Genomic DNA, 24,842 nt, shown 5'->3' on the forward strand with positions numbered 1-24,842 from the left:
GGGCCACGGGCCGCGCGGGCGCTCACTTCTTCTCTTTGGCCCAGGGATCCCGGACGTCCGAGCCCTTCGGCGTGCGGGCCGTCGACGGCGTCGCCGGAGGCCTGCCCCCGCCCGGCCTCGCCTTCTGCCCGCCCTTGTCGTCGACCTCGACGAGCTTCACCAGCTTGCTCGGCTCGGTGCCGTCGAGCACCACCGTGCTGGGGACGTACCCCTCGGCCCGGATGTCGATCGTGACCGTCTGCCCCTGCTCGACGTCGATGCTCGCCGGCAGCCTCAGCTCCACGCCGTTGCGGTAGCCCACCGCCGTCTCCGGCACCGCGGCCAGCGCGACCACCGTCTTCGGGACCGGCGGCGGCTCGGGCGCCGGCCTGGCCGCGGGCGCCTCCGTGACCGCCGGCTTCGGCGGCGGCGCGGCGTTGTGGCTGGCGGACCCGCTCCCGCCGATCACGAAGATCGCCGTCACGATCCCCACCGCGGCCGCCGCGCCCGCGACCCACACGTAGCGCGGCCACGGCGAGCGCGGGGGCGACGGCGGCGTCGCCGGGACGATCACCTTCGACGTCTTGAAGTAGTCGTGCGGCACGTTGAAGCCGCCCGACCGCGCCATCATCTCCGCGACAGCGCCCGGCACCCCGCCGCCCTTCACGCGCTCGAGGTCCTCGTGGAGCTCGCTCATCGTCTGGTAGCGCGACTCCGGCTTCTTCGAGAGGCACTTCAGGATCACCGCCTCGAGCCCGGGCGGGCAGTCCGGCCCGCCGACGAGCGCGCGGATGGGGACCGGCGCCTTGTACATGTGCTGCGTCAGGATCCCCATGAAGTTGTCGGCGTTGAACGGCAGCTGCCGGCTCACGAGCTCGTAGAGCATCACGCCGAGCGAGTAGATGTCGGTCCGGTGATCGATCGGCGCGCCCGCGGCCTGCTCCGGGGACATGTAGTGCGGCGTCCCGAACACCGCGCCCGCGCGCGTCAGCTTGGTCGTCGTGCTGGTCGACACCTTCGCGATCCCGAAGTCGAGGATCTTCACGAAGTTCGGATCGCTGCCGCGCGGCACCACGAACACGTTGTCCGGCTTGAGATCGCGGTGGATGATGCCCGCCTCGTGCGCGGCCGCGAGCCCCGCGGAGAGCTGCAGCGCGATCTGGCAGATCCGGTCCATCGGCAGCTCGTTCGGCGAGTCGATGAGCTGCGCCAGGCTCACGCCCTCCAGGTACTCCATCACGAAGTACGTGGAGCCGTCCGGCAGGTCGCCGAAGTCGGAGATGTCGACGATGTGCGGGTTGCCGATGCTCGACGCGGCGCGGGCCTCCTGCACGAAGCGCTCGAAGATCTCGCGGTCCCGCGCGAGCTCCGCGCGCAGCACCTTCACGGCCACGCGCTTGTCGATCACCTTGTGGCGGGCGAGGTAGACGTACCCCATCCCACCCTCGCCGAGCAGCCGCTCGATCTTGTACCGGTGGTCGAAGGTCGTCCCGATGTACGGGTCCTTGGCGCCGGGCGGCCGCCGCTCGCGCGGCTCGACCTCGTCCGGCGGCGGGATCTCCAGCGACGGCTCGGCCTCGCTCACCGGCGCCGCGCTCGTGCGCCCGCCGACCTCGTCGGCGTCGGGCTCGCTCTGCCGCGCGAAGCGCGGGGTCTTCTGGCGCAGCGGCGGCGGCGCGGCGAAGCTCGGCGCCTCGCTCGCCGGCCCCTCGACCCAGCCCGACCTGGAGGGCCTCGACGACGGGCGGACCTCCACGTCCACCTGCACGTCGTCGCCGGCGCCCTCGGGCTCTTCGGACGGCATGCTCGCGGCCGCCACGCCGGACGAGCGCACCCCGACGGACGGGCTGGTGGGACGCGACACCGGCCCCTCCTCGAGCGCGCTCTCGTCCTCGGTGAAGACCCTGCTGCGCGCGGTGTGGTGCTCGTTCTTGGTGGCGCTCATGAAAGGCTCGCGGGCAGAGGTACACGCCACATGCCGCCATCTGCGGCAGGGCTGGATTCTAGCAGGCGTTCGGTCCGGGAAGCGAGGCCCAGCGAACGCCGCGCGCGAAAGTCCAACGGCCCGCGGGGCTCGTCTCGTGGGCGGCCGCGCCGCGGCCCAGCGTGCCGCGCGCGCCGCGTTCTGCTAGGAGGGCACCGCGATGAGCTACCCCATCGAGGTCGCGCTGCGATACCTCGGCTCCAAGAAGCGCGCGTTCATCTCGGTCGGCACCATCTTCGCGATCCTCGGGGTCGCGCTCGGCGTCGCGGCGCTCGCGACCGTGATGAGCGTGACCGGGGGTTTCCAGGCGGAGTTCCGCGAGAAGGTCCTCGGCGTCAACGCCCATGTCCTCGTGATCAAGTACTCCACGGATTTCCGGGAGTACCGCTCGATCATGGATCAGGTCGCCAAGGTGCCCGGCGTGATCGGCGTCGCGCCGTTCAGCATCAACCCCATGATGCTGACGCACGGCGACGCCACGGCGACAGGCGTCCTCGTGAAGGGGGTTGACCCGGCCAGGAGCCTCGGCGTGGGCGCCGACGGCGCCGGCGCGCCCGTGCTCGACCTGCCGCGCCACATCCTCCCGGGCGGCGATCTCACCGGCCTGCGCCGCCCTGGCGCGAAGCCCCCCGAGCGCGCGGCGCCGCCGTCCTTGCCGGAAGTCCCTGCCGTGGAGGCGGACGCGGGCGTGACCGGCGCGCTCGAGCCGCCGGACGCCGGCGGCGAGATCGATCTCCTGAAGGCGTACGAGGCGCGCATCCTGGAGGACGAGCGCGCCGCCGCCGCGCGCGACGCCGGGGCCGAGCCCGCCCCGAGCGCGGCCGATCTCGACGGCGCGGCGGACGCCGGGGCCGACGAGGGCGCGGCGGGCGACGAGGTGGACGACGCCGAGGTCGCGGTCGCCGCGGGCGCCCCGCGCGGCTCGATCGAGCCGGAGGGCGGCTACGGCAGCGTGCTCCCCGACGACGACGAGCTACCCCCCGAGGTCGATCCCGATCCCTGCGCCGACAAGGAGCAGATCGCGCGGATGCCGGGCATCGTGATCGGCGCCGTGCTCGCGAAGAACCTGTCCCTGGAGCTCGGCGAGTGCGTCACCGTGACCTCGCCGACCATCGGCTTCTCGTTCTCGAACGGCGCCATCAAGCCGCCGGTCGCCAAGCGGTTCCGGGTCATCGCGATCTTCGAGGCCGGCTTCGAGCAGTACGACACCAAGCTGGCGTACGCCGATCTCTACGAGACGCAGGCCTTCTACGACCACGGCGACACGGTGACCGGCGTCGAGATGAAGGTCGACGACATCGACGACGCCAGCACCATCGCGCGCGAGATCACGAACCTCCTCAGCAACGGGCTCTATTACACGATGGACTGGGAGGAGCTGAACCACGGCCTCTTCACGGCGCTGCGCATCCAGCAGATCGGCATGAGCGCGGTGCTGGCGCTCATCATCGTGGTCGCCGCGTTCACCGTCATCGCGACGCTGATCATGGTGGTGCTCGACAAGAAGAAGGAGATCGCGGTCCTGAAGGCGATGGGCGCGACCGACGGCGCCATCCTGCGCATCTTCCTCTACCAGGGCGGCATCATCGGCGTCGCCGGCACCTCGCTCGGCCTCCTGCTCGGCGTGGTGGTGTGCAAGGGCCTCCTGGTCTACGGCTTCCCGCTCGACCCGAAGGTGTACTTCATCTCTCGCCTCCCGGTGCAGGCGCGCCCGCAGGAGTTCCTGATCACCGGCGCCATCGCCATCCTGATCTGCCTCGCGGCCACGATCGTCCCGAGCCTCTACGCCGCCCGCCTCCGCCCCGCCGAGGGCTTCCGCTCGCAGTGATTTTCCCCCCGAGAGGCCCGCGAGAGGCCCCCGAGACGCCCCCGAGAGGCCCCCCGGGAGGCCCCCGGGAGGCGGGGGGAGCTACCGCCGCGACGCCGAGTAGAGCTTCTGCTCCCCGTCCTTGTCCGAGGCGAGGTACAGCGTGCACTCGTCGGGCGAGAGCGACGGCGTCATGACGGCGTGCGACGGATCCAGGTTCGACAGCAGCATCCTCGCCGTCTGCCCGGCCACCGGGAGCCCGTCGGGGCCGAGCTTCACGTAGAAGCTCCGGAGCACCGACGCCGCCGCGCAGTCGCCGCGCGGGCTGTAGAGCGACTGGAAGAAGAGCACGCCGCCGTCCGGCGTCACCCACGGGGCGAGGTCGTCGCCCTGCGCCGGGCAGTTGCCCGGCAGGGTGATGTCGAGCGCCTGCGCCCCCGCGTCGTGGGCGCGCATGGTGACGAGCCGGCTCGTGGTCCCCCCGTCGTCCTGGTGCTTGATCATGAACCAGTACCGGTAGGGGCGAGCGGCGTGGGCGACCGCCACCGAGTAGCTCCCCGCGTCCTGGTTGAACGTGTCGAGCGTCACCGCGTCGGTCGCCTCGAGCGCATCCGCGACGATCAGATTCCGCGGGCTGCCCGGCCCGGCGAGGAAGCGGTCGAGGAGCAGCGAGCCCTGCGGGAACCCGTCGCGCGGCGAGAGCGCGTCCACGGGCAAGAGGAGCGGCCCCGACTCCGCCTGCGGGGAGTTGACGAGCGTGCTCACGACGGCCTCGCCCCCGGTCCACGGCAGACCGGTGGCCGAGGCGATCTGCCGGTCGTTCGCGGAGCCGAAGCCGGCCACGTAGACGAGCCGCAGCGCTGCCCCGCCGGCGCCGCCCTGGCCGCCTCCGCCGCCCTGCCCACCCGCGCCGCCCTGACCGCCCGCGCCGCCCTGCCCACCCGCGCCGCCCTGGCCCCCTGCGCCTCCCCCAGCGGGCTCGACGCGCACGCGCGGGAACGCCGGCGATGTCCCCTCGACATCGATCTCCTCCAGCGCGCCGTACGACAGCGCGCCGCCGCGGTCGCTGCAGCGCACGCAGGTCTCGCTGGCCGTGCAGAACTCCCCGTCCCTGCAGGCGCTGCAGCCGCCCTCGCCGCCCCCTCCCGAGGTCGACGTGCTGGACGACGTCGCGCTGGCGCCGCCCTCGCCGCCGGCGCCTCCCCCGGCGCCGGCGCCGCCGGTCCCCGAGCTCGACGACGTCGACGAGGTGGACGCGGGGCCCGCCGTGAAGGGCTCGCCGCAGCCGCACAGGGCCGAGGCCGCGGCCAACGAGAGGGTTCCGTAGAAGCGAAGCGTGCGCACCCGAGCTGCCTCCTGCCGTGATCCCGCCGCGCGGAGCAGGCGCGCGCCCGGGTCAAGTTGCCTTGTTGTAGTCCGTGTCCTCGAGAAGGATGACGTTCGTCTTCGAGCGGGTCTCGCCGACGCTGGTCACGTAGACCGCCGGCTTGTCCTGCACCGGGCACACCTTCTCGCACGCCCCGCAGCCGATGCACAGCGAAGGATCGACGTGCGGACGCTGCACGTGGACCATCTTCATCGGCGGCTCCTTGCCGTGCTCCGCGGCGACCGGCTCCCGCTTCGGGATGTCGACCTCCTCGACCCAGATCGCCTTGGGCGACGTCGGGCAGAACTCCTCGCAGACGATGCACGGCACGCTCATCGACCACGGCAGGCAGCGCCCCTGGTCGTAGAACGCGGTGCCGATCGAGATCGGCTTCTGGCCGATCCCCATCTTCTGCTCCTCGGTGATCTTCTGGATCGCGCCGGTCGGGCAGACGTCGCCGCAGAGGACGCACGAGTGCTCGCAGTACCCGATGCGCGGGATGACGATCGGCGTCCAGAGGCCCTCGACGCCCGCCTCGAAGAACGCGGGGTGGATCGCGTTGTTCGGGCAGACCTTCATGCACTCGGCGCACCGGATGCAGCGCTCGAGGAACTCGCGCTCCTCGACCGAGCCCGGCGGCCGGATGACCCGGTGGTCGTAGTTCGCGTCGAGCACGTCGGCGATGCGCGCCGTCGGGATCATCACCGCGCCGGCGGCGGCGGTCGCGAGGGCGGTGCGGCGGCCCGTGTCGGGCTTCACGAGGGCGCTCGTCCGGTTCGGGAGGAAGCGGAACTTGATGACGTCCTCGGGGCACGCGTTCTCGCAGTTGAGGCACATGTGGCACTCGTCCTGCCGCCACTTCACGCCCCCCTGGGGCGAGTCGGCGCCCTGGCAGTGCACGAGGCACAGGTTGCAGTCGGTGCACTTCGCGTGGTCCTTCTGCATCCCGAAGAGCGCGAAGCGCGCGAACACGCCGAGGAAGGCGCCGAGCGGGCAGAGCACGCGGCACCAGAACCGCGGGATGAAGCGGTTCATGAACAGGATCGCGACGAACAGGATCCCGACGAACCACGTCTGGTGGAAGTAGAACTGCTTCGTCTGCCACACGCTGGAGGCGAGGAAGTCCTGCGCGTGGTCCGCGGCGAACTGCACCGGCCGGCTCCCGGTCCCCGTCGCGGCGCCGGTCACCACGCTCGCGACGTACTGCGCGGCCGGGATGACGGCGAGGCCGATCGCGCGGACCGCCACGCAGATCGGGTCGAACAGCCCGCCGATCACGCTGCCGGCCGCGCTCGCCGCGAGGAAGGCGTACATGAGGTAGTACTTCACCCGCTGCCGCGTGTACGTCTTGTTCGCCTCGACGCGCTTGCCGCCCTTGCCGTAGCGCGACGGGAAGATCCACCCGAAGAAGTGGTGGAGCGTCCCGAAGGGGCAGATCCAGCCGCAGAACACGCGCCCGAAGACGAGCGTCAGCGCGAGGATCCCGATCGACCAGAGCAGGCCCCGGTAGACGGTGTGCGTCGAGAGCAGGGTCATCGCGCCGACGAACGGGTCGGCCAACAGGAAGCCCTCGACGGGCAGCGGCAGGCGGACGCGCGCCTCGGACGACGCGAACGAGCCGCGGAAGCCGGTCTGGAACAGGAAGTAGAGGAACAGCCCGAGGCAGCCCGCCTGCACGGCGCGGCGCACCCAGACGAGCACCTGGATCGTCTTGCGCGCCGGCAGCCCCGAGCCGGACCGGCGCTTCGGCGCGGGCCGGACGATCGCGCGCGCCCTGCGCAGCAGCGCGGTCCACGGGGCCACGCGAGTGGCCGCCGCGGCGGGAGGCGCCGCTGCTGTCGTGGGCGGCGCGGCCGCCGCCGCGGGGGCCGCCGCCGCTGCAGCGGCGGCCGGGCGATGCGCCGGCGGGGCCGGCGTCGGGTCGGGATTTGCCATGAGTACTACACCTCGGCGAGCCGCAGGTTCTGCCAGTGCATCGTGCCCAGGCCCCGCTCGTGGCCCATCTTGAGGTACGGGATCTCCTCGGGCTTGCGGCCGATGAGCTGGCACCCGTACGCGTCCGCGGCGACCTGGTCGGTCGTCGCGATGATCGTGTGCATGTCCTTCGCGTCGGCGACGTTCCCGCCCTGCGGGCCGTTGCGCATGAGGACGCGCACGGCGTCCACGATGGTGAGCGTCGGCTGGATGAACGTCGCGAGGTCGGCGATGGAGACGTCGATGTTCTGGTGGAGCCGGTTGCGCCGCCCGCCGAGCGCGCCGTACCAGTTCTTCATCGCGGCGGTGTACTTCGACAGGTTGTGGTGCTTCGCGATCGGGACGTTGATCACCTTGTCCGCGTTGACGAGCGGCGTGTAGACGGGCCACTCGTCGAGCACCTCGCCCTTCAGGCGCATGCCGCGGAAGCGGTGCTCCGCAGGGATGACGACCTCGGCGCCGACGTCGTACGCGGCCTTCCAGATGCCGGAGCGCTGGAAGCAGCGGTTCGGCTCGTTGCACGAGGCGTCGGTCACGATGACGCTCTTGGCGCCGGCGTCGTACGCGAGGCGCACCACCTCGGCGACGACCTTCGGGTTGGTGTTCGCCGCGTGGATGGGCGTGCGATCCCAGCCGATGTTCGGCTTCACGACCACGACGTCGCCGCGCGAGATGAAGCGGCGCATCCCGCCGAGCGCGTCGACGGCCTTGCGGACCAGGGCGGCCGGGTCCGGGCTGCCCTCGGCGAGCGCCTCGGCGCCCGCGCGGGCGACCACGAGCTGGGGCACGCCGTCGGGCGCGTCGCGGAGCCGGTAGTCCCGCGTCTGCGGGCGCTCCGCCGCGACGGCGGCGGCGCCGCCTTGGTCCCACCGGGCGGCAGCGACGCCGCCCGCGCCCCCGAGGACGAGGCCTGCCGCGCCCAGCCGACGCAGCATTTCACGTCGAGAGATGTCACCCATGGCCCTCGCCTTCCTGGCCTTACGGATAGCCTCCCCAGGCTGTCGCCACAAGCAGAGGCGGCCCGGCCACAGCGACGTCCATCGCCTCCACCGGCCTTCCAGCGGAGGCGCTCAAGGAGGAGCGGCGGTGGACGGCGCAGAGCTCGCTGGGCTCGCCGGCGCCGCCGGAGTGCCCGTGGCGGCGGCCGGGGCGCCCGCGCCCGCGCTCGCCGGCGGCTGCGGCGGCTGCGGCGGCCCGCCGCTCGCGGCGGTCGCCGGCGGTTTCCCCGGCGAGGGCGGCGCCTCGTAGGGATCGGCCGCCTCGGTCCTCAAGCGGTCGCGCTCTGCGATGCAGCTCGCGCGCTCCGTGTCGCAGGCGGCGCGCGCCTGCGTGGCGGCGGCGAGCTCGGCGGCGCGCTGCTCGGCGAGCGCCTTGGCCTCGTCGCGCTCGGTGACGAGCGCCGCGCGCGCCTTCTCGGCCTCGGCGAGCCGCTCGCGGTCGGTGAGGCTCGCCTTCTCCGCGGCCGCGGCGCGATCCTCCGAGGTCTTGAGGCGCGCCGCGTGGGTCGCGTGCAGCGACTGGATCTGGCGCGCGTGCTCCGCCTCGGTCGCGGTGCCGCTCTTCTGGAGGCTGGCGAGCGTCTCGTTGAACTCCGCGCGGTCCTGCTCGCGAGCGCTGCGGCACGCGCTCACGTCGGACTGGGCGATCTGGTGGGACGCGACGCAGGTGTCGAGCTTGTCGAACGACTCGGCCCCCATCTGGCGCGCGCGATCGAGCTCGTTCGCGAGCCGCAGGGTCTCGCGCTTCGAGACGCCGAGCAGCACGACCGCGCAGCCGATGAGGGTCATCGCGCCGGCGGCGATGCGCACGCGCAGGTACGACGTCTTCTGCTTGAGGCGCAGCCGCTCCGCCTCGCGCTCGGCCTCGCGCTCCGGCTCGAGCAGCACGTCGAGCTCCTCGGCGAGCTGGGTCATCGTCGGGCGCTCGTGCGGGTCGATGGCGAGCCACCGCTTGAGCGCCTCCTGGAACAGCTGGCGGGGGCGCCCGGTGAGGTCGGGCAGCGCGTTGTCGGCGAGCGGCCTGTCGGCGCGGATCTCGTGGGCCTGGACCAGCTCGGTGCGCGTCTGCGCGGACTCGCCCGGGAAGTCCCTGGGGTTCACGAGCGAGTAGAGGAGCGTCGTGGCGAGCCCGTACGTGTCCATCTTCTCGGTCAGCGGCACGACGCCGGGGAAGCCGTTCAGCGCGCGGATCTGCTCGGGCGAGGCGTAGAGCGCGGTGCCCGCGCAGAAGGAGGCCTCGCGCTCCGCGGCCACGCCGAGGTCGAGCAGGATGGGGTGGACGCGGCCGGCGAACTTCGCGAGGAAGATGTTGTCCGGCTTGACGTCCTGGTGCCGGAGCCCCGCGGCGTGGAGCGCCTCGAGCCCGCGCGCGACGGCGAGGAAGATGTCGTGCGCCTCGCGCATGCCGAGGGGGCTGCGCTCGAGGCGCTGCGCGAGCGTCTCGCCCTCGTAGACGGGCATGGTGAGCCACACGTAGTCGGCGTTCATGCCGTGGTCCTTGAGCTGGACGACGTGCGGGTGGCCGACGGTGGCGAGCATGACGAGCTCGCGCTCGACGTTCCGCATCGCGTACAGCGAGCGGGGCATGAGCTTGAGGGCGACCTGGTGCTCGGGGACGTCGATGCGCTGGGCGACGTACACCTTGCCGAACATGCCCTTCCCGAGGAGGCGTCCGAGACGGTAGAGCCCGCCGACGAGCTGGCCGACGTCCGGGAGGATGGAGGGGTCGCGGCTGGGTCTGTCGGGATCGTCCGTCCCGCCCCGGGACGTTGTGCGCACCAGGCTCGACGGGTCCGCCACCGTGACGGCGAACGCGTGAACGATCGTGGTGCGGAGGTTCGGGTCGACGATCGGCACGGCGGTTGCCAGGGTAGCGGAAGGGTCGCGCGCTGAGAAAAAAGCCGGCAGACGGGAGACGGCGGGCGCCGGGATTTTATTCGCGGATCCCGGCATGCAGGGTCAGGCTGCGGGCTCCGACGCTGGAGCGACGCCGATCACCCGGACGCCGCTGGCGTCGGGGCCGGGGGCGGAGAAGAGCGGCGCAGCTCACTCCACCGCAAGACGCGGCGATCGCCCGCGGAGGGCGCTCCAGACGGCCAGTACCAGGACCTCTTCGCGCCGGGCGTCGTAGGTGTAGTAGACGAGGCTCCCTCGTCTGGCGGGCTGCCTCTTTCGTGAGCCGGATGCGGGCTCGCTTCATCCGCGAGCCGGCTCGAGGCGCGCGATCTCGGCCAGGAGATCGTCCGCGTCGATCGTCCCTTCACGCGCGCTCGCCAGCGATCTCTCCAGCGCCTCATCGAGGCGAGCCCGCTCGTCTTCGTCCAGGTTGTCGTTGTCGGCGACGACGAGATCGATCACGGTGCCCTCGGCAAAGCTCGTCGGCTCGTCGAGCACCAGCCGGCCGCCCTGAACCTTTGCTCGCAGCGCGCTCATACCGGCAGCGTACCACCGCGAGCCCGCGCCAGGTAGCTCACGCGGTCGGGGAGGAGCGCCCGCGGCTCAGCCCCCGAGGGGCGCGGCAGGCACCTCCGGTGAGGGCGCCGCCGGCGACGGTGACGCCGGTGAGGGTGGCGCCGCCGGGCCGGGCTGCGCCTTGGCCCGGCGGGCCGCGGCGCGCTTGCGGCGCTCGTAGGCGCTCGTCACCTCGCGCGCGATCTCCGGCTGGCCGCGGAACACGAAGCGCGCCGCGGACCGCACCAGGCCCATGCGCTCGACGAGCAGCGCCGCCAGCTTGTTGCGGAGCTGCAGGGCCTCCTGCGCTTGCCTGGAGATCGCCTCCGCCTGCGCCGGCCGGCTCCGCAGCTCGGCCGCCACGGCGCGCGCCTCGTCGAGGTGCTCCGCCTTGAAGCCGCCGAGCCCGTCGAGCGCGTCGCGGTGCTTCTCCCCGAGGAGCGCGTAGTCGTCCAGCGCGCTCGCCAGCGCGTCCGCCGTGTCGGGATCCGCCGCGTGCGCCGCGTCGATCCGGGCCAGCATCTGGTCCTTCTCGTCCTCGACGCCGTCGTCGAAGTAGAAGCTCAGCGTCGCCCAGATCTCGCCGAGCAGGAACTTCCCCCGCTCGCGCGGGCTCTTGTTCGTCTCGACGGTCAGCAGATACCGCGTGTGCGCCTCCTGCGTGGCGCGCTGCAGGGAGAGGATCTCGTCCCCCGTCCTCGGCCCGAGGCGCGCCGCATCTCCCTTCTTGCTGTCCTTCGGCACCGCCGACTCGAGGCCCAGGCGGGTCACCCGCTTCTGGGCGTCGATCTGGGTCTTCCAGTGCTTCTCGAAGAACTTCGCCACGTCCACCGCCTCCCCGAGGAGCACGTGCAAGGGCAACGTGAGCGCCGGAAGCTCGGCGGCGCTCATCTGCTGCACGACGTCGGACCACTGCTCGATATCGCTCTTCTTCTTCGTCATGTCGACCTCCCCTGGGCTGCGGCGCCGGACGTCGCGTCCGGCCCGGCAATCCCGGGCATCCATTCGAGAGAGCCCTGGCTCGGACTCCCCTTCCCAAGGACCTGAGCCCGTGACTCCCGCGCTCTCGCGCCACGAACCGCCCAGAGCGGGTCATGAAGCGCGCGAGACGCGGGAGCCACGCGGCAGGGCGACAAGGATCCACGTCCCGTGCCTGGACGACACGGCGCCAGGGACACGCGAAGACTCGCCGGCGTGTCCCTGGCGCTTCACGACGTGTCCCTGGCCGCGTTCTGCGCGTCCCTGGCGGCTCACCTCTTGTCCCTGGCGACGATATCCATGTCCCTGGGAAGAACATCGCCGATCGATATCGATGCTGCCGCTTGTCCCTGTCGGCCTGTTCCCCGTCCCTGCCCCTCATTCCCATGTCCCTGGCGCCGCTCGACAGACAGCGGCATGACCATCGCTGGCGATTCGCCTGGATGGTCCTTGTGGATTATTGCGACGAGGGCTGTCGATTCCGGGGCGTCGCTCGCGACGAGAGGTCACACGCGGCGGGAGCGGGGGGCGCGGGCGTCGTCATCGGATGCGCAACAACGCAATCCCTTGCGCAAGGGCAGAGGCGACAGGAGAGGTCGTCGCGGAGGTCGCGTGCCCCGGAAGAGCAAGCGCCTGGCGAGGGAGGGTTTGGGGAGGAGGCCGGCGCTCGCGGCGCGCTCCGGCGAGCGCGCCGCGACGGGATGCGGCGGCTTACCTCGTGAGGCGCGCTCGCGGAGCGGGGCGGCGGGCTGGCCGGCGCCGCGCTCCGAGCAGCGAAAGGAGCAGGAGCCACGGGGCGCCGCTCGCGCCTCCGGGGAGGCGCGCCGTGCTGCACCCGCCGCCATCGCCGTCGCTCTCGGGCGTCGAGGCGCCGGTGCTGGCCTGGCCGGAGGACCCGACGCCGGCGCCGCCCGCGCCCGAGGGGCCCACTCCGGCCCCGGTGCCGGCGCTGGACGTGCCGCCGCCCGCTTCGCCGCCCGCACCCGAGGCGCTGCCTCCGGCTCCGTCTGTGCTGGACGCGCCGCCCGCGCCCGAGGCGTCGCCCGCGCCGCCTTCGCCGCCATTCGACACGCTGCCTCCGGCGCCGCCAGCTCCGGCGCCGAGCTCGCCGCCGGAGCCCCCCTCGCCACCAGCGCCTCCCTCCGCGGGCATGCACACGCCGCGCGCGCATACCCCCTCTCCGGGGGAGACCTCGCCAGGCACGTACAGCAGCGCCGAGCAGTCGTCGGCCTCACGCGTGCAGGCGGTCAGCAGCACGCGGCCGTCAGCGAGCCGGACCGCCCGTTTGACTGGGAACTCCTGCGCGAGCGGGGGAGCCAGCGACCAGGTCTCGCTCGACGGGTCGTACAGCAGAGCGCCAGAGGCCTCGAACGGGGGATAGTCGCTGTAGTAGCCGGTGACCAGCACCCTGCCATCGGCGAGGAGCACGGCGCTGCTGGCCTCGAAATAAGCGTTGGGGCCCCTCCTCCAGGTGTTCGTCAATGGGCTGTAGACATGCACCTGATACCATCCGCCCTTGCCGTTGTTCACCACGAGGACCTCGCCGTCCGGGAGCAGCGTGGCCGAGTGCACCAGGTCCGTATTCGCGTACGGGATGGATCCGCCGCTCCAGGTGTCGGTCGACGGGTCGTACGCCTCGGCATCGAAGTAGTGCCCGTTGGCGCCGACCACGAGGACCCGGCCGTCAAGGAGCGTCGTTGCCGTGAAGCGCGAGCGGGGCCGGTTCATCGGGGCCACGGGCGTCCAGGTATCCGCGACGGGATCGTACACTTCCGCGCTCCTCTCGATGGAGGTCCCGGCGCTGCCGCCGGCGACGAGGACCTTGCCGTCGGAGAGCGGCGCAGCCGCGAGCCATCCGCGCGCCACGTTCATCGGCGCGGCCGAGGTCCAGACGCCCGTCGCCGGGTCGTAGCGCTCCGCCTCTGCGGTCGCCGCGATCCCGCCCGTCACGAGCACGGTGCCGTCCGGGAGCAGGACGGCCGCGTGGTAGGCCCGCGCGCGCAGCATCGCGCCCGTCGGCGCCCACGTGTCGCTCGCGGGGTCGTAGCGCACGGCGCTGCTGACGTCGGTCCCGCTCCCGTCCGGCGCGCGCGCCTGGCCGCCGGTGATGAGCACGGTGCCGTCCTGGAGGAGCGTGGACGCGTGCCCGGGGACCAGAGCATCCCCGGCGGGGGCTGCCGGGATCCAGGCGCTCGACGTCGGGTCCGGGCAGGAGGCGCCATCAGGCCCGGCGGTCGAGCCCGGGCAGAACCCGCGATCGCACGCGCCCGCTGCATAGCAGCTGCTGAGCGCGTGGCAGATCTTTGGCACGCCCTGCATGCAGGCGCCTGCCTGGCAGGCATCGCCCAGCGTGCACAGGTCGCGGTCGTCGCAGGGCAGGCCGTCGGGGTGCGCGGACTCGACGCAGGCGCCCGTGGCGGCGTCGCAGGCAGAGGCCATGCACTGGGCCGAGGCCTCGCACACGACCGGCGCCCCGGGGACGCACGCGCCGCCCTGGCAGGCGTCGCCCTGCGTGCAGGCGTCGCCGTCGCTGCACGGCGTGCCGCCCGGCGAGAGCGCGCGCAAGCACTGGCCCGTCGCGGGATCGCAGGAGGGCGTCTGACAGGCGTCCGCCCCGGCGCAGGCGATCGGATCCGCGCCGACGCATCTGCCCGCCTCGCACGCGTCGGTCCGCGTGCACGCGTCGCCGTCGTCGCACGGCGCGCCGTCGCCCGCGGGCGCGCCGGCGCAGCGGCCCGCCTGGCACGTGTCGGACGCGGTGCACGCGTCGCCGTCGTCGCACGGCGCGCCGTCGCCCGCGGGCGCGCCGGCGCAGCGGCCCGCCTGGCACGTGTCGGCCGCGGTGCACGCGTCGCCGTCGTCGCAGGCCGGCCCGGTGAGCGGCGAGCAGACGCCGTCCTGCGCCGCGCCGGCGGCGACCGAGCAGGCCTCGCAGGCGCCGGCGCACGGCCTGTCGCAGCACACGCCGTCCACGCAGGAGCGCCCGCCGCAATCGAGCGACGAGCCGCACGGGGCGCCGGGAGCGCCGGCGACGACCGCCACGGTGAGCCGCTCGACGCTGTCGTGCGCGTAGAACTGCAGCGCATCATCCGCCCATCCATAGCCGCCCGTGACGAGCACCGTGCCGTCGAGGAGCAGCGTCGCCGTGTGCGCGCCGCGCCCGACGGCCATGTCCGGTCCCGGCGCCCAGGCGTGGATCGCCGGGTCGTAAGCCTCCGTGCTCCGGTAGAAGAAGGTATAAACCGGGGGCGCCGTCTCCCAGCAGGTGGCGGTGCCGCAGGCGGGGCTATCCACCACCATGCCCCCGGTCACAAGGGCGCGGCCGTGCGGGAGCAGCACGGTGCGCTGGTCCGTCACGCCGATGCGTGGCTCCCAGCTTCTCCCCGGCACGTCCGCCCATGCGCCGGTCGCCGGGGTGTACACCTGAGCGACCAGGGAGGAGCCATCGTAAAGGCCGCCGGTCACGAGGATCTCGCCGCCCGGAAGCAACGCGGCGTCGGGACGCCAGACCGCCGCGGGCACGGGCGCGCCGGGCGTCCATGTGTCGGTCGCCGGGTCGTAGATCTCGGGCTGGGTGGTGCCCTCTCCTATCGCGAGGACCTTGCCGTCCGGGAGGGGCGCAGCCGCGTGGTGCCCCTGCGTGTGGCTCATGGAACGCGCGGCGGTCCACAGGTCGAGCGCAGGATCGTAGATGGCGCAGCTCGAGAGGGGGCTGTAGGGAGGCTCCGTGACCCCTCCGGTGACGAGGACCCTCCCGCCGGCCAGAGGTGTGATCCTGGAGGCGATCCTCGGGGTCGGCTCCGGCGGCACGGCTGTCCAGAGGTCCAGGGAATGGCGGTAGATCTCTGCAGCGGCGACCGGCGGGAGGCCGGAGTGCCCGCCGCGGACGAAGACGTCGCCGCTCGCGAGCAGCGTCGCTTCATGATGGACGCGCCCGGTGCCCATCGACGCCGCGGCCGTCCAGGTGTCGGTCGCAGGGTCGTACAGCACGGCGCTGGAGAGCGCTTCGTCCGGCCGTTGCCAGGTCTGCATGGAGAGGCCGCCCGCGACGAGGACCTTGCCGTCGAGCAGGCGCGTTGCTGTGTGGCCCGCGCGCGCGACGTTCATGGGGGCGGCCATGACCCAGGGCCCGAGCGAGACGGAGGGCGCCGTGTCCGCGAGCGGCGCCTCCCCGAGCGGCGGAGCGCCTGGGTCGCCCCCCTCCCCGCTCGCCCGGCCGCACCCGGCGAGCCACGCGAGGCCGATGAACGTCGGCGCGAGCAGCGCGGCGCGGAGGCCGCCGCCTGCCCGCCCGAGGACCGCGCAGGGCCGTGGCCCAGGGCGCGTACGAGCCTGTTCCATGTAGAGATCCATCGCTCTCTCCCCTTGGCGAGATGCGCGACGACCCGCTGGGCCCGAGGAGAGGCGCCAGGTACGCATCTCGGTACCTGGCGAGCTTGGGTGCGCTGGCCCCGCCTGAAATTCACGGCGCGCCGCGCAGAGGCTGCGCCGGCTGGCCCGGCTGGCCCGGGTGAGCGGCTGGCCTGGGTGAGCGGCTGGCCTGGGTGATGCACAGCCCGGTACCGGGCGCGCGGCCGTGAGCAACGGTTCCACCGGCGCGCCGCCAGATCGGGAATCCACGCAAATGCTCGCCAGAACTGCGCTCGTGATCGCCTGTCTGGAGCTCGCCGGGTGCGCCGCGTTCCGGCCGCCGGCGCCGCCGCCCGAGCTCGCCCACGCGCGGGCCGCCATCCGCGCCGCCGAGCGGGAGGGCGCGAGCGCCGACCGGCGCGCGGCCCTGCACCTCGCGCTGGCGAGGAGCGAGCTCGCCCAGGCGCGGCGACGGATCTCGGTGGGCGATCTGGAAGGCGCCCGCTGGCTGCTGCGCAGGGCCGAGGTCGACGCGGAGCTCGCGAAGCTCCTCGTGCAGGAGGAAGGTCTGCGCGACGCGGCGGGCCGCACGCTGGACCAGGCGAGCACGCTCGCCGGGGGGAAGGACCCGTGAGCCGCGCGCTCGCCGCTGCCCCGCTCGCGATGGCCCTCACGCTCGCGGGCTGCGCGAGCAGCGCGGCCGCGCCCCCTCCCGAGCTCCTCACGGCGCGCGCGGCCGTCGTGCGGGCGCAGGAGAGCCCGCTCTCGCCGCTCGCGATCGCCGAGCTGAGGCAGGCCGAGGAGGCGCTCGCTGTCGCCGAGCGCGAGCAGCGCGAGCGCCCGCGCTCGGCGACCGCGCGCGACGCCGCCTACGTGGCGCGGCGGCGGGCGCAGTGCTCGCTGCTCTCATCGCTCGTGCGCGCAAACCAGAGCGCGCTCGTGCGCGCGCGACTCACCGCCGCGCGAAGGCCGCAGACGCGCCGTAACGCGCCGTAACGCGCCGTAACGCGCCGAAAACGCCCCGGCGAGGCGCCGCCGGAGCCGCGGCGGACCGCGGCGGCCGCCGCCGCGCGCGGCGTACCGCCCCGGGCGTCACCCGGGCCCGACGGCTCAGTTTGTCCTGGGATCGACCGATGTTTGGATCCAAGATGCGCGCGGCACGCCTCCGCCGGCGGCGAAAGCGCCCCGGCGGCGGCAACGATCGAAGGGACACCGCGGTCCCGCGGGCGAGGAGAGCGCGATGAAGGAAGGCGCGAACGTGATACTGGTCCCCGTCGACTTCGAGGAGGCCTCGATGAAGGCCATCGAGCTCGCGAAGGATCTCGGCGCGAAGCTCGGGCGCGAGGTCGTGCTGCTGCACGTCTACCAGCTCCCGGTCTACACGTACCCCGGGCTCGAGCCGGCGCTGATGCCCGGGTTCCACGCCGAGGTGAGCGCCGCCGCGTCGCGCGCGGTCCAGCAGCTCGCGGCGCAGACAGGGGGGCTCCGGGCGATCCTGCGCGACGGCGATCCGGCGAACGAGATCCTGGCCACCGCGGAGGACGAGCGGGCGGCCATGATCGTCATGGGCACGCACGGCCGCCGGGGGATCTCGCACCTCTTCCTCGGCAGCGTCGCCGAGAAGGTGATCCGCAAGAGCAGCGTCCCCGTGCTCACCGTGCGCGTCACCGGCTGATCCGGCGCGATCGCCTCGTGGATGTCAGGCCGGCGCTGCTGCCGGCCAGGGCGCGGCCCGGCTCGACCGCGCTCGACGTGGACCAGGACCATCCGGCTTTCGCGGCGCACCTGCGACGCATGGGACTCCTCGCAATGCCGACCCTGTCTGCACGCGATCTCGCGCTCCCGCCGAACCTGATGAGCCTGGCCCGGCTGCCGCTCGCGGCGCTGTTCCCGTTCGTGGCCACGCGCCCCGGCCCCGCCCTCGCCGTCCTCTGCTGCGCCGGGATCACCGACGTGCTGGACGGCTGGCTGGCCCGCCGCTCCGGTCAGGTGACCCGCATGGGCGCGATCGTCGACCCGATCGCCGACAAGGTGTTCGCGCTGGCGGTGGTCGGCGCGCTCCTCCGGAACGGCGTGCTCCCGCTCTGGGGCATCCCGGCGCTGCTCGCCCGCGAGATCCTCGAGCTGCCGCTCGCGCTCTGGATCGCGCTGAGCCGCCGCTTCCGCGGCGCGCGCCTCTCGACCGCGAGCGCGAACATCCCGGGCAAGCTCGCCACGACGGTGCAGTTCGCGGCGGTCCTCACCGCGATCGCGCTGCCCGCGGCGCTGCCCCCGATGCTCGCCGCCGCGGCGGGCGCCGGCGCGGCGGCCGGCGTCTCGTACTGGGCGCGCCAGCTCCGGCGCGCGCCGGGATCGGCGAAGATCCCGCCCGAGGCCGGCGCCTAGGCCGGCGCTCGCCCGAGGCGCGTCGCCTGCGCCCTGGTGTAAGGTCGACCGAGGCAGCGCGTTCTGCGCCTGTCACCGGCTCCACGCTCCGAGGAACCATGCGAAGAACGCTGCCCTCCTGGGCTCTCCTTGCCTTGCTCGCAGGCGCTTCTGCCTGCGCATCCAGCCGCTCCACAGCGAGCGACGCCGCGAGCGCGCCGATGGCGATGGTCGCGCCGCAGGCCATGGCCACAGGGACGCCGACGCAGGATCCGACGACGGGCATGCCCCCGGGCGGCGCGTTCGAAGAGTCGTCGTCCGTCGACCTCGAGACGACGGTGGCCACCGCGGAGTTCGCCAAGGCCGCGCCGCCGCCCGCGGCGATGCCCGCGCCACCGCCGCCGAGCCCCACAGCGCAGGCCGCGGGGCCGGCCAGGCCGGCGCCGACGGGCCCGGCCCCGCAGCCCGCGACGACGCCGACCGGCGCTGCCGCGCAGGGCGCGGCGCAGACCGCCGCCGCGGTGAGCGCGTCGCCCGCGCCGCTCCTCATCTACACCGCGCAGATCGCGATGGCGGTGTTCGAGGTGGGCGCGTCGCTCGGCAAGGTCGAGGCGCTCGCGCAGGAGCTCGGCGGCTTCCTCGCCCGCCGCGACGATCGGACGATCACGATCCGCGTCCCCGCCGCGCGGTTCGACGAGGCGCTGAAGCGCCTCGAGGGGCTCGGCGACATGCTCCAGCGCAACGTGGTCGCGGAGGACGTCACCGAGGAGTTCCTCGACCTCGGGATCCGCATCCGCAACGCGAGGGCCGTGCGCGATCGGCTGGAGAAGCTGCTCGACAAGGCGGTGAAGGTCGAGGAGTCGATCCAGCTCGAGCGCGAGCTCGCGCGCGTCGCCGGCGAGCTCGAGCGCCTCGAGGGGCGCCTCAAGTACCTGCGCGACCGGGTCGCGTTCTCGACCCTCACCGTCTCCTTCCAGCCGCGCTCGACGGAGACGATCACGCCGTCGGGCCCGCGGCTCCCGATCGACTGGCTCAACGAGCTCGGCCTCTCGCGGCTCCTCAACCTGTGACCTGGGCGCTTCCGATGATGAACTCCCTTCGCCACGCCTTCGTCCTCGCCGCCGCGCTCGCCGGCGCGGCGGCGCTGCCCGGCTGCGGCCGGCCCTTCGTGCCCGCGACCCCGCCCGGCTTCGTCGACCTCGGCGATCGCTACGGCGACGACGAGTACCGCGCGACCACCGCCGAGGGGGTGGTGCTCGGGATCCGCGCCTTCGAGAACGATCCGGAGGGCGACCTCGCCTTCTGGTCGCGCGTGATCGAGAAGCGGCTGCGGGAGGGCGGCGGCTACGCGCTGCTCGGCAAGACCGACGTGAAGAGCCGGAACGGCCTGCCGGGCGTCCAGATGCGCTTCGGGCACGACGAGGGGAAGGAGGCGCACCTTTATTACCTCACCGTCTTCGTCAACGAAGATCGGGTCTTCCTCCACGAGGCGGGCGGCAGGAAGGAGCTGGTCGACCGGAACCAGCAGCAGATCGACTGGGCGGTGCGCAACTTCCTGCCCGAGTGACGCGCGCCTGGGCGCGCGCCGCGCCGTCGGCCGCCGCGCAGCGCGAGGGGCGAAAGACCGCCGCGCTTGCTCGCGGAAGCCCTGTTTGCTACCTGGCGGACGTGCGTTCCCGCCCCATGCTCCGCGACGCGCGGCGACGCCGGTCGACCCACGCGATGCTCCTCGCCCTGGCGGCGTCGCTCGGCAGCGGCGGCGCCCTGGCGCACGGCGAGGGAGAGCGGCCGCTCGCGACGGTGCCCGCGCCGCCGCCGGGCGACGGCGCGAAGGCGATGCAGATCCTCCGCGAGATCGAGGCGCGCGTCGCGCAGACGCCCGCGCCGGGCGAGGGCGAGAAGAGCGCCGCCGGCGACAAGGCCGCCGCGGGTGACAGGAGCGCCGGCGACAGGACGCCGGCGAGGAGCACCGCCAAGGTCGTGGCCGAGCCGGCGGCGCAGGCGAAGCAGGCGCTCCAGCGCGCGCACGGCGCGCGGGCGGCGGGCGACCCGACGAACGCGCGGCGGCTCGACGTGCTGGCCCTCGAGTGGGCGGAGACGGCGAGGACGCTGCTGCGCGCCGCCGCGGCGGAGGCAGCGGCGGTGGAGGCGGCCAGGCGGGCGCGCGAGGTCGAGACGAAGCTGGAGCGGGCGCGCGCGCTGCTGGAAGAGACGCAGGCGCGGCGGGGCCGCGCCGCAGCGGAGCTGGAGCGGCTCGAAGCCGAGGCGCGCGAGGCGACCAGGGCGGCGAGCAGCGTGGAGGCGCAGCGGATCGAGGCCGGCAAGAAGGCGGCTTCCAGGGGGGCGGCGCCGGGGAAGCCCGGGGCAGGACAGGCGCGCGGCGCGCAACCGCCCGCGCAGGGCGCCGGGGTGAAGGGCGCCGGGAGCGCCGGCAAGGCGGCTCCGGCGGGCAAGGAGGGCACGCCGTGAGCGCGCGCCGCCTCGCGTCCGTCGCCGCCCTCGGGGCGCTCCTCGCCGCGTGCGCGCCGATCCCGCGGCCCGCGGTGCTCGACGAGCTCGATCACGTCCGCGCCGGGGCGGCCGCGGCGGAGTCGAAGCGGCTCGCGCCGGGCGCGTTCGCCCGGGCGGAGAAGCTCCGCGGCGAGGCGCTCGCCGCGCACGAGCGAGAGGATCAGGCCGGGGCGCAGATCCTCGGCGAGCAGGCCGTCGCCGCGCACGCGCACGCGCACGCGCTCTCGCGGGTGGCCCGGGCCGAGGCGGCCGAGACGGAGGCGAAGGCGCAGAGCTCGACCGGCGAGGCGTCCCTCGCGAGCCTCGAGGCCGAGCAGGCGCGCGTCGCGGCCGAGCTCGACGCGCTCGACATGCGGATCAAGGTCGCCCGCGACGCGCAGCCCGTGGTCCCCTCGGGCAAGGCCGACCCGGATCGCGAGAAGGCCCGCCTCGCCGCGGCGCGCTCGCTCGCGCTCCAGGCCCGCCTGCTGTGCGGCGCGGCGCGCCTCCTGATCGCGCCGACCCGACCCGCGGGCGCGCCGGCGGACAGCGCGGTGCCCGCCGGCGCGCAGCCCGGCAATGCCCAACCGGCCAGCGCGCAGCCCGGCAACGCCGCGCCGGCCAGCGCGCAGCCCGGCAACGCCCAGCCCGCCGGCGCGCAGCCCGGCAATGCCCAGGCGACCGGCGCGCAGCCCGGCAACGCCCAGCCGGCCAGCGCGCAGCCCGGCAATGCCCAGTCGACCGGCGCGCAGCCCGGCAACGCCCAGTCGACCAGCGCGCAGCCCGGCAACGCCGCGCTCGTGGCGCAGCTCGACGAGGCGACCGACGCGATCGGGAAGCTCGACGCGGATCTCGCGGAGACGGTCGGCTCCGGCCGCACCATCCCGGCGCCGATCGACCAGGCTTCCCGCGCGCGGGCGGGCTGCCTCGCTGCGCTGACCGCGGCGCGCCGCGCCGCCACGCCGGTGACGCGCGCGCCCGGCGTCGGCGACGCCCTCCTCGCGGAGCTCTCTGCCGCGGGCACGTGGTCGCCGGTCCGCGACGACCGCGGCATCGTGGTCACGCTCCGCGGTCTGTTCGCCGGCAACGCCCTCACCAAGGCCGGCGAGGCGCGCCTCCGCGAGCTCGCGCGGGTCGCCGCGGCGCACCCCTCGTTCCCCGTCGCCGTGGTCGTGCACACGGACAGGGACGTCAGCGCCAGGGAAGAGCCCGCATGGGCGGCGCGGGCCGACGCCGTGGTCCGCGCCCTCGGCCCCGCGCACGCCGAGGGCCCTCCCGCCGTCCAGCCGATCGCGCCGTTCCTCGCCGGAGCCGCGGCCCCGGTCGTCGACCCGGGCGGCAGCGAGCGCGCCCGCAACGCCCGGGTCGAGATCGTGTTTGTAACCCCCGAAACCCTTTGAGGAGCGATGGTCCCGGCCGATGGAACTCCGCTCCCCCTGGAGAGTCGTTCTCGATGATGCGCTCTTCAACCCTCGCTCGAAGCGAAAGCAAGCCGCTCGTGCTCGCCTGCGCCCTGGCCGCCTCCCTCGCGGGCGCGTGCGAGGAGGACGGCAAGACGTCGCAGAAGCACGCCGCGGAGCTCTGCGGCAAGCTCGCGCCCGTCATCGCGGAGGACGTCGGCCAGGTGCGGACGGGCCTGCCGGCGGGCTCGCAGAAGCTCGCGTCGCTGGTGGACACCGACCCGGGCGCGAACCTGCTCGGGCTCCAGCGGGCGATCGCCGGCGCGCGCGCCTCGGTGAAGGAGCTCGAGTTCGCGAAGAGCACCTTCTTCTCGTTCGCAGACCCGAGCGGCACGGTGCTGCGCAGCGAGGCCGATCCGGACATGCTCGCCAACAGGTCCGTCCTGGCCTCGTTCCCTGAGCTCAGGAAGGTGCTCGAGCCGAGCAGCGGCGTCGTCGAGGCGTTCGGCGAGATGCAGGAGATGCGCGGCGTGCGGAACGGGCCGGATCTCCAGTGGGTCGCGGCGCACCCGGTCCGGGCGGGCGGCGGGGAGCTCAAGGGCCTCTTCGTCACGGGCTGGTCGTTCCGCGCCTACGCGTACCGGCTGCAGGAGGCGGCCAAGCGCGACATCGCCGACATCGCCAAGCGCGACGGGCTGAAGTCGACCCCGCTGCTCTACGTCTTCGCGTGGAAGGGCGCGAAGGCGTACGGCGGGCCGGTGACGCCCGATGTCAACACCGACGCGCTCGAGAAGCTGGACCTGCCGGCGAAGACCGCCTCGGGTCCGTGGAGCGGCACGGTCGAGATAGCCGGTCGCACCTTCGGCGCCGCCGCGCAGCGCACGCCGGAGCTCGCGGCGGACGCGGGCGTCGCCGCGCTCGTGTCGACGCTCTGAGCGCGAGCGCCGGGCCGGCGCGTGGGCGTGTGTACGCGAGCGCCCGGCGCGCCCCGCGGTCCCGGCGCCTGGCGGCGAGCGGCGGCGGGGCCATCGCCCGATCGAGCGAGGCCGTGCTAGGCTGCGGCGATGGCTCGCGCTGCCGAGCTCACCCCCATGCCGGCTTCCATCGATCAGCTTCTCAAGGTCTGCCGCGAGGTCATCGCGCCGCTCATCCGAGCCGACGGCGGTGAGCTCTACATCGTGGCCGTCGAGCCCGACCACCTGACGCTCCACCTGGCCGGCGCATGCTCGGGCTGCCCCGGGGCGATGCTCACCGCGCGCGCGGTGATCGAGCCGGCGGTGCTCGCGGTCGCGCCGTCGGCGCGCGTCGTCGTCACCAACGGCATGCGCGTCCCCGACGGCGCATCGCTCGTCTGAGCGGCGCTCACCCGCTGCGGATACGGGCCCATCTCGACGTCTTCGGTGCTCGGCGTACTGGAGTACGCCTGCGCGCCGAAGACGCCGATCTGGACCCGTCTCCTGTGCGGGTGAGCGCCGCTCGGGGGATCGGTGAGGGGGCGAGCCGCCCGGGGGGGCGGCTCGGGGAGAGCGGGGGCTACTTCTTCTTGCCGGCCTTGTCGGGCGGGGGAGCGGGGGGCGCCTCGTCCTTGCGGATGGCGGAGGCGACCGAGGGGTCGATGGCGTTCGCGTCGGCGGCCTTGTTGGGACGGAGCGACTCGAGGCTGCTCAGCGTCACGAGATCCTCGTAGGCGAAGGCGATCTCGGTATCGCCCCGCTCGATCGCGCGGAAGTGCGTGGCCGCGTCCTTCCAGTCGACCTCGGTGACGTAGCGGCCCTTGTCCGGGTCGGGCGGCGTCACGCGGCCAGGCAACCCGAACGCGGTCGCGAGCTTGGTGACGGCGGACGTGAAGTCCTTGCCGCGCGAGCTGCCCTCGCCGAGCGCGTGCTCGTCGATGATCTTCCAGAGCTTGTCCTGGATGAAGAAGAAGTACCGCTTCCCGCTCTCGCGGGACAGCGTCATCATCGATTCCTTGTTGAGGTAGGTGTACTCGCCCTTCAGCGGCGTCGCGTCGATGCCGGTCGGCAGCTTGCCGAAGTCGATGCGGCTGCGGCGGAACGCGCTCTTCTCCTCGGCGAGCTCGGCGTCGAGCGCCCTCATCTTCACGCCGGGCGAGGTCGCCTTGTAACGCGGCACGTAGGCCTCATCGAGCATCTTGTCGATGACCGCCGCGACCTGCTTGGTGCTCATCCCCCACTGGATGCCTGGAGGGGTCAGCGCGATCGTCTTCTTCGTCGCCGGCGTCTCGGCGGGCCGCGCGGGAGCCGCAGCGGCCTTCCCCCCCTTCGGCTGGGCAGCCACCACGGCCGTGCTCGTGATCGCCGCAAGGCCCAACCCCACGGCCAACCCCGCTCCCAGGAGCCTCTTCGCTTTCATGTTCTTCCTCCAGGCCGGCGCAGGCCCTGTCCCTGCGCGCTCTGCAATCGGAAAAGTCAGGACGCCCCGCCCGGCAAGCCCGGGAACGCTAGCACCAGCGGTAGGACAGGAGAATAGGATCCCCGCACCGACCGGGGTCGACCCCACGTCGGGCCGTTGGACGATCGCTCGGCCGGATCGATGGAGCGCAGCGCCGAGCGGGCCGCGGAGGGGTCCTCGCCGCGTGAGACGCGAGGGGGGATGAAGGGGGCGAGCTGCGACGGGATGGGACAAATCGGCTTCGACAGCGCATGTCACCGATGTGGGTCAGGTCCTGACAGGACCGGGC

At 73.8% G+C, this 24,842-nt stretch carries 20 protein-coding genes; 11 read left to right on the plus strand and 9 right to left on the minus strand.

All coding sequences use genetic code 11. From position 1 onward, the window contains the following. Nucleotides 1-22: 22 nt before the first annotated feature. A complete protein-coding gene (locus tag WME76_RS46415) occupies nucleotides 23-1,924 on the minus strand; it encodes a protein kinase domain-containing protein (RefSeq protein ID WP_437962632.1) in 1,902 nt (633 codons plus the stop codon). Nucleotides 1,925-2,123: 199 nt separating this feature from the next. Between WME76_RS46415 and WME76_RS46420 the strand changes: the two genes are divergently transcribed. Continuing rightward, nucleotides 2,124-3,791 carry an ABC transporter permease gene (locus WME76_RS46420; protein ID WP_437962633.1) on the plus strand — a complete coding sequence of 556 codons (1,668 nt, stop codon included), beginning with the start codon at nucleotides 2,124-2,126 and terminating at the stop codon, nucleotides 3,789-3,791. A gap of 81 nt (nucleotides 3,792-3,872) precedes the next feature. Here the strand turns inward: WME76_RS46420 and WME76_RS46425 are convergent, their stop codons facing one another. From WME76_RS46425 to WME76_RS46455, 7 genes are all read right to left on the minus strand, one after another. Next, entirely contained in the window at nucleotides 3,873-5,114 is a 1,242-nt protein-coding gene (locus WME76_RS46425; RefSeq protein ID WP_437962634.1) for a hypothetical protein, read from the minus strand. Nucleotides 5,115-5,166: 52 nt separating this feature from the next. Beyond that, nucleotides 5,167-7,071, minus strand: coding sequence for a 4Fe-4S binding protein (locus WME76_RS46430; RefSeq protein ID WP_437962635.1), 1,905 nt, complete (start codon nucleotides 7,069-7,071; stop codon nucleotides 5,167-5,169). A 5-nt stretch (nucleotides 7,072-7,076) separates the two neighbouring features. Further along, on the minus strand, nucleotides 7,077-8,069 hold the full coding sequence (locus tag WME76_RS46435; protein ID WP_437962636.1) for a DUF362 domain-containing protein: 993 nt from the start codon (nucleotides 8,067-8,069) through the stop codon (nucleotides 7,077-7,079). A gap of 111 nt (nucleotides 8,070-8,180) precedes the next feature. Further along, complete coding sequence (locus tag WME76_RS46440; RefSeq protein ID WP_437962637.1) at nucleotides 8,181-9,965, minus strand: serine/threonine protein kinase; 1,785 nt, start codon at nucleotides 9,963-9,965, stop codon at nucleotides 8,181-8,183. A 339-nt stretch (nucleotides 9,966-10,304) separates the two neighbouring features. Then, complete coding sequence (locus WME76_RS46445) at nucleotides 10,305-10,541, minus strand: hypothetical protein (RefSeq protein ID WP_437289242.1); 237 nt, start codon at nucleotides 10,539-10,541, stop codon at nucleotides 10,305-10,307. Nucleotides 10,542-10,607: 66 nt separating this feature from the next. Beyond that, nucleotides 10,608-11,501, minus strand: coding sequence for a hypothetical protein (locus WME76_RS46450; RefSeq protein WP_437962638.1), 894 nt, complete (start codon nucleotides 11,499-11,501; stop codon nucleotides 10,608-10,610). Nucleotides 11,502-12,248: 747 nt separating this feature from the next. Then, nucleotides 12,249-15,878 carry a Kelch repeat-containing protein gene (locus tag WME76_RS46455; protein ID WP_437962639.1) on the minus strand — a complete coding sequence of 1,210 codons (3,630 nt, stop codon included), beginning with the start codon at nucleotides 15,876-15,878 and terminating at the stop codon, nucleotides 12,249-12,251. Between the two features lie 283 nt (nucleotides 15,879-16,161). On the opposite strand from WME76_RS46455, the gene WME76_RS46460 reads away from it, so the two are divergent. From WME76_RS46460 to WME76_RS46505, 10 genes are all read left to right on the plus strand, one after another. Next, nucleotides 16,162-16,521 carry a DUF4398 domain-containing protein gene (locus tag WME76_RS46460; protein WP_437962640.1) on the plus strand — a complete coding sequence of 120 codons (360 nt, stop codon included), beginning with the start codon at nucleotides 16,162-16,164 and terminating at the stop codon, nucleotides 16,519-16,521. Further along, on the plus strand, nucleotides 16,518-16,883 hold the full coding sequence (locus WME76_RS46465; RefSeq protein ID WP_437962641.1) for a hypothetical protein: 366 nt from the start codon (nucleotides 16,518-16,520) through the stop codon (nucleotides 16,881-16,883). Before WME76_RS46460 ends, WME76_RS46465 begins: the two co-directional genes overlap by 4 nt. Before the next feature lie 244 nt (nucleotides 16,884-17,127). After that, a complete protein-coding gene (locus WME76_RS46470) occupies nucleotides 17,128-17,562 on the plus strand; it encodes a universal stress protein (protein ID WP_437962642.1) in 435 nt (144 codons plus the stop codon). 119 nt (nucleotides 17,563-17,681) lie between these two features. Continuing rightward, nucleotides 17,682-18,272 carry a CDP-alcohol phosphatidyltransferase family protein gene (locus tag WME76_RS46475; protein ID WP_437962643.1) on the plus strand — a complete coding sequence of 197 codons (591 nt, stop codon included), beginning with the start codon at nucleotides 17,682-17,684 and terminating at the stop codon, nucleotides 18,270-18,272. 224 nt (nucleotides 18,273-18,496) lie between these two features. Next, entirely contained in the window at nucleotides 18,497-19,321 is an 825-nt protein-coding gene (locus tag WME76_RS46480; protein ID WP_437962644.1) for a DUF4349 domain-containing protein, read from the plus strand. A 14-nt stretch (nucleotides 19,322-19,335) separates the two neighbouring features. Beyond that, nucleotides 19,336-19,818, plus strand: a complete 483-nt coding sequence (locus WME76_RS46485) for a serine/threonine protein kinase (RefSeq protein ID WP_437962645.1) — start codon at nucleotides 19,336-19,338, stop codon at nucleotides 19,816-19,818. 101 nt (nucleotides 19,819-19,919) lie between these two features. Further along, nucleotides 19,920-20,720, plus strand: coding sequence for a hypothetical protein (locus WME76_RS46490; protein ID WP_437962646.1), 801 nt, complete (start codon nucleotides 19,920-19,922; stop codon nucleotides 20,718-20,720). Continuing rightward, nucleotides 20,717-22,141 (plus strand): hypothetical protein, encoded by a 1,425-nt coding sequence (locus tag WME76_RS46495; protein ID WP_437962647.1) that lies wholly within the window; start codon nucleotides 20,717-20,719, stop codon nucleotides 22,139-22,141. Before WME76_RS46490 ends, WME76_RS46495 begins: the two co-directional genes overlap by 4 nt. Before the next feature lie 53 nt (nucleotides 22,142-22,194). Continuing rightward, entirely contained in the window at nucleotides 22,195-23,076 is an 882-nt protein-coding gene (locus WME76_RS46500; protein ID WP_437962648.1) for a hypothetical protein, read from the plus strand. A 129-nt stretch (nucleotides 23,077-23,205) separates the two neighbouring features. Continuing rightward, nucleotides 23,206-23,496 carry a NifU family protein gene (locus tag WME76_RS46505; RefSeq protein WP_433934047.1) on the plus strand — a complete coding sequence of 97 codons (291 nt, stop codon included), beginning with the start codon at nucleotides 23,206-23,208 and terminating at the stop codon, nucleotides 23,494-23,496. Between the two features lie 178 nt (nucleotides 23,497-23,674). On the opposite strand, the gene WME76_RS46510 is transcribed toward WME76_RS46505, so the two are convergent. After that, nucleotides 23,675-24,514, minus strand: a complete 840-nt coding sequence (locus WME76_RS46510) for a hypothetical protein (protein WP_437962649.1) — start codon at nucleotides 24,512-24,514, stop codon at nucleotides 23,675-23,677. Nucleotides 24,515-24,842: the final 328 nt, after the last annotated feature.

Origin of the sequence: Sorangium sp. So ce119 (assembly GCF_051524405.1) — a bacterium.
GTDB lineage: Bacteria > Myxococcota_A > Polyangia > Polyangiales > Polyangiaceae > Sorangium > Sorangium cellulosum_G.

What these genes read in the sequence shown, in the direction of transcription:
- WME76_RS46445 (WP_437289242.1), bottom strand. Translation starts at nt 10,541, where the DNA reads ATGAGCGCGCTGCGAGCAAAGGTTCAGGGCGGCCGGCTGGTGCTCGAC.
- WME76_RS46475 (WP_437962643.1), top strand. Translation starts at nt 17,682, where the DNA reads ATGGGACTCCTCGCAATGCCGACCCTGTCTGCACGCGATCTCGCGCTC.
- WME76_RS46500 (WP_437962648.1), top strand. Translation starts at nt 22,195, where the DNA reads ATGATGCGCTCTTCAACCCTCGCTCGAAGCGAAAGCAAGCCGCTCGTG.
- WME76_RS46480 (WP_437962644.1), top strand. Translation starts at nt 18,497, where the DNA reads ATGGCCACAGGGACGCCGACGCAGGATCCGACGACGGGCATGCCCCCG.
- WME76_RS46420 (WP_437962633.1), top strand. Translation starts at nt 2,124, where the DNA reads ATGAGCTACCCCATCGAGGTCGCGCTGCGATACCTCGGCTCCAAGAAG.
- WME76_RS46510 (WP_437962649.1), bottom strand. Translation starts at nt 24,514, where the DNA reads ATGAAAGCGAAGAGGCTCCTGGGAGCGGGGTTGGCCGTGGGGTTGGGC.
- WME76_RS46450 (WP_437962638.1), bottom strand. Translation starts at nt 11,501, where the DNA reads ATGACGAAGAAGAAGAGCGATATCGAGCAGTGGTCCGACGTCGTGCAG.
- WME76_RS46460 (WP_437962640.1), top strand. Translation starts at nt 16,162, where the DNA reads ATGCTCGCCAGAACTGCGCTCGTGATCGCCTGTCTGGAGCTCGCCGGG.
- WME76_RS46455 (WP_437962639.1), bottom strand. Translation starts at nt 15,878, where the DNA reads ATGGAACAGGCTCGTACGCGCCCTGGGCCACGGCCCTGCGCGGTCCTC.
- WME76_RS46470 (WP_437962642.1), top strand. Translation starts at nt 17,128, where the DNA reads ATGAAGGAAGGCGCGAACGTGATACTGGTCCCCGTCGACTTCGAGGAG.
- WME76_RS46505 (WP_433934047.1), top strand. Translation starts at nt 23,206, where the DNA reads ATGGCTCGCGCTGCCGAGCTCACCCCCATGCCGGCTTCCATCGATCAG.
- WME76_RS46430 (WP_437962635.1), bottom strand. Translation starts at nt 7,071, where the DNA reads ATGGCAAATCCCGACCCGACGCCGGCCCCGCCGGCGCATCGCCCGGCC.
- WME76_RS46485 (WP_437962645.1), top strand. Translation starts at nt 19,336, where the DNA reads ATGATGAACTCCCTTCGCCACGCCTTCGTCCTCGCCGCCGCGCTCGCC.
- WME76_RS46415 (WP_437962632.1), bottom strand. Translation starts at nt 1,924, where the DNA reads ATGAGCGCCACCAAGAACGAGCACCACACCGCGCGCAGCAGGGTCTTC.
- WME76_RS46435 (WP_437962636.1), bottom strand. Translation starts at nt 8,069, where the DNA reads ATGGGTGACATCTCTCGACGTGAAATGCTGCGTCGGCTGGGCGCGGCA.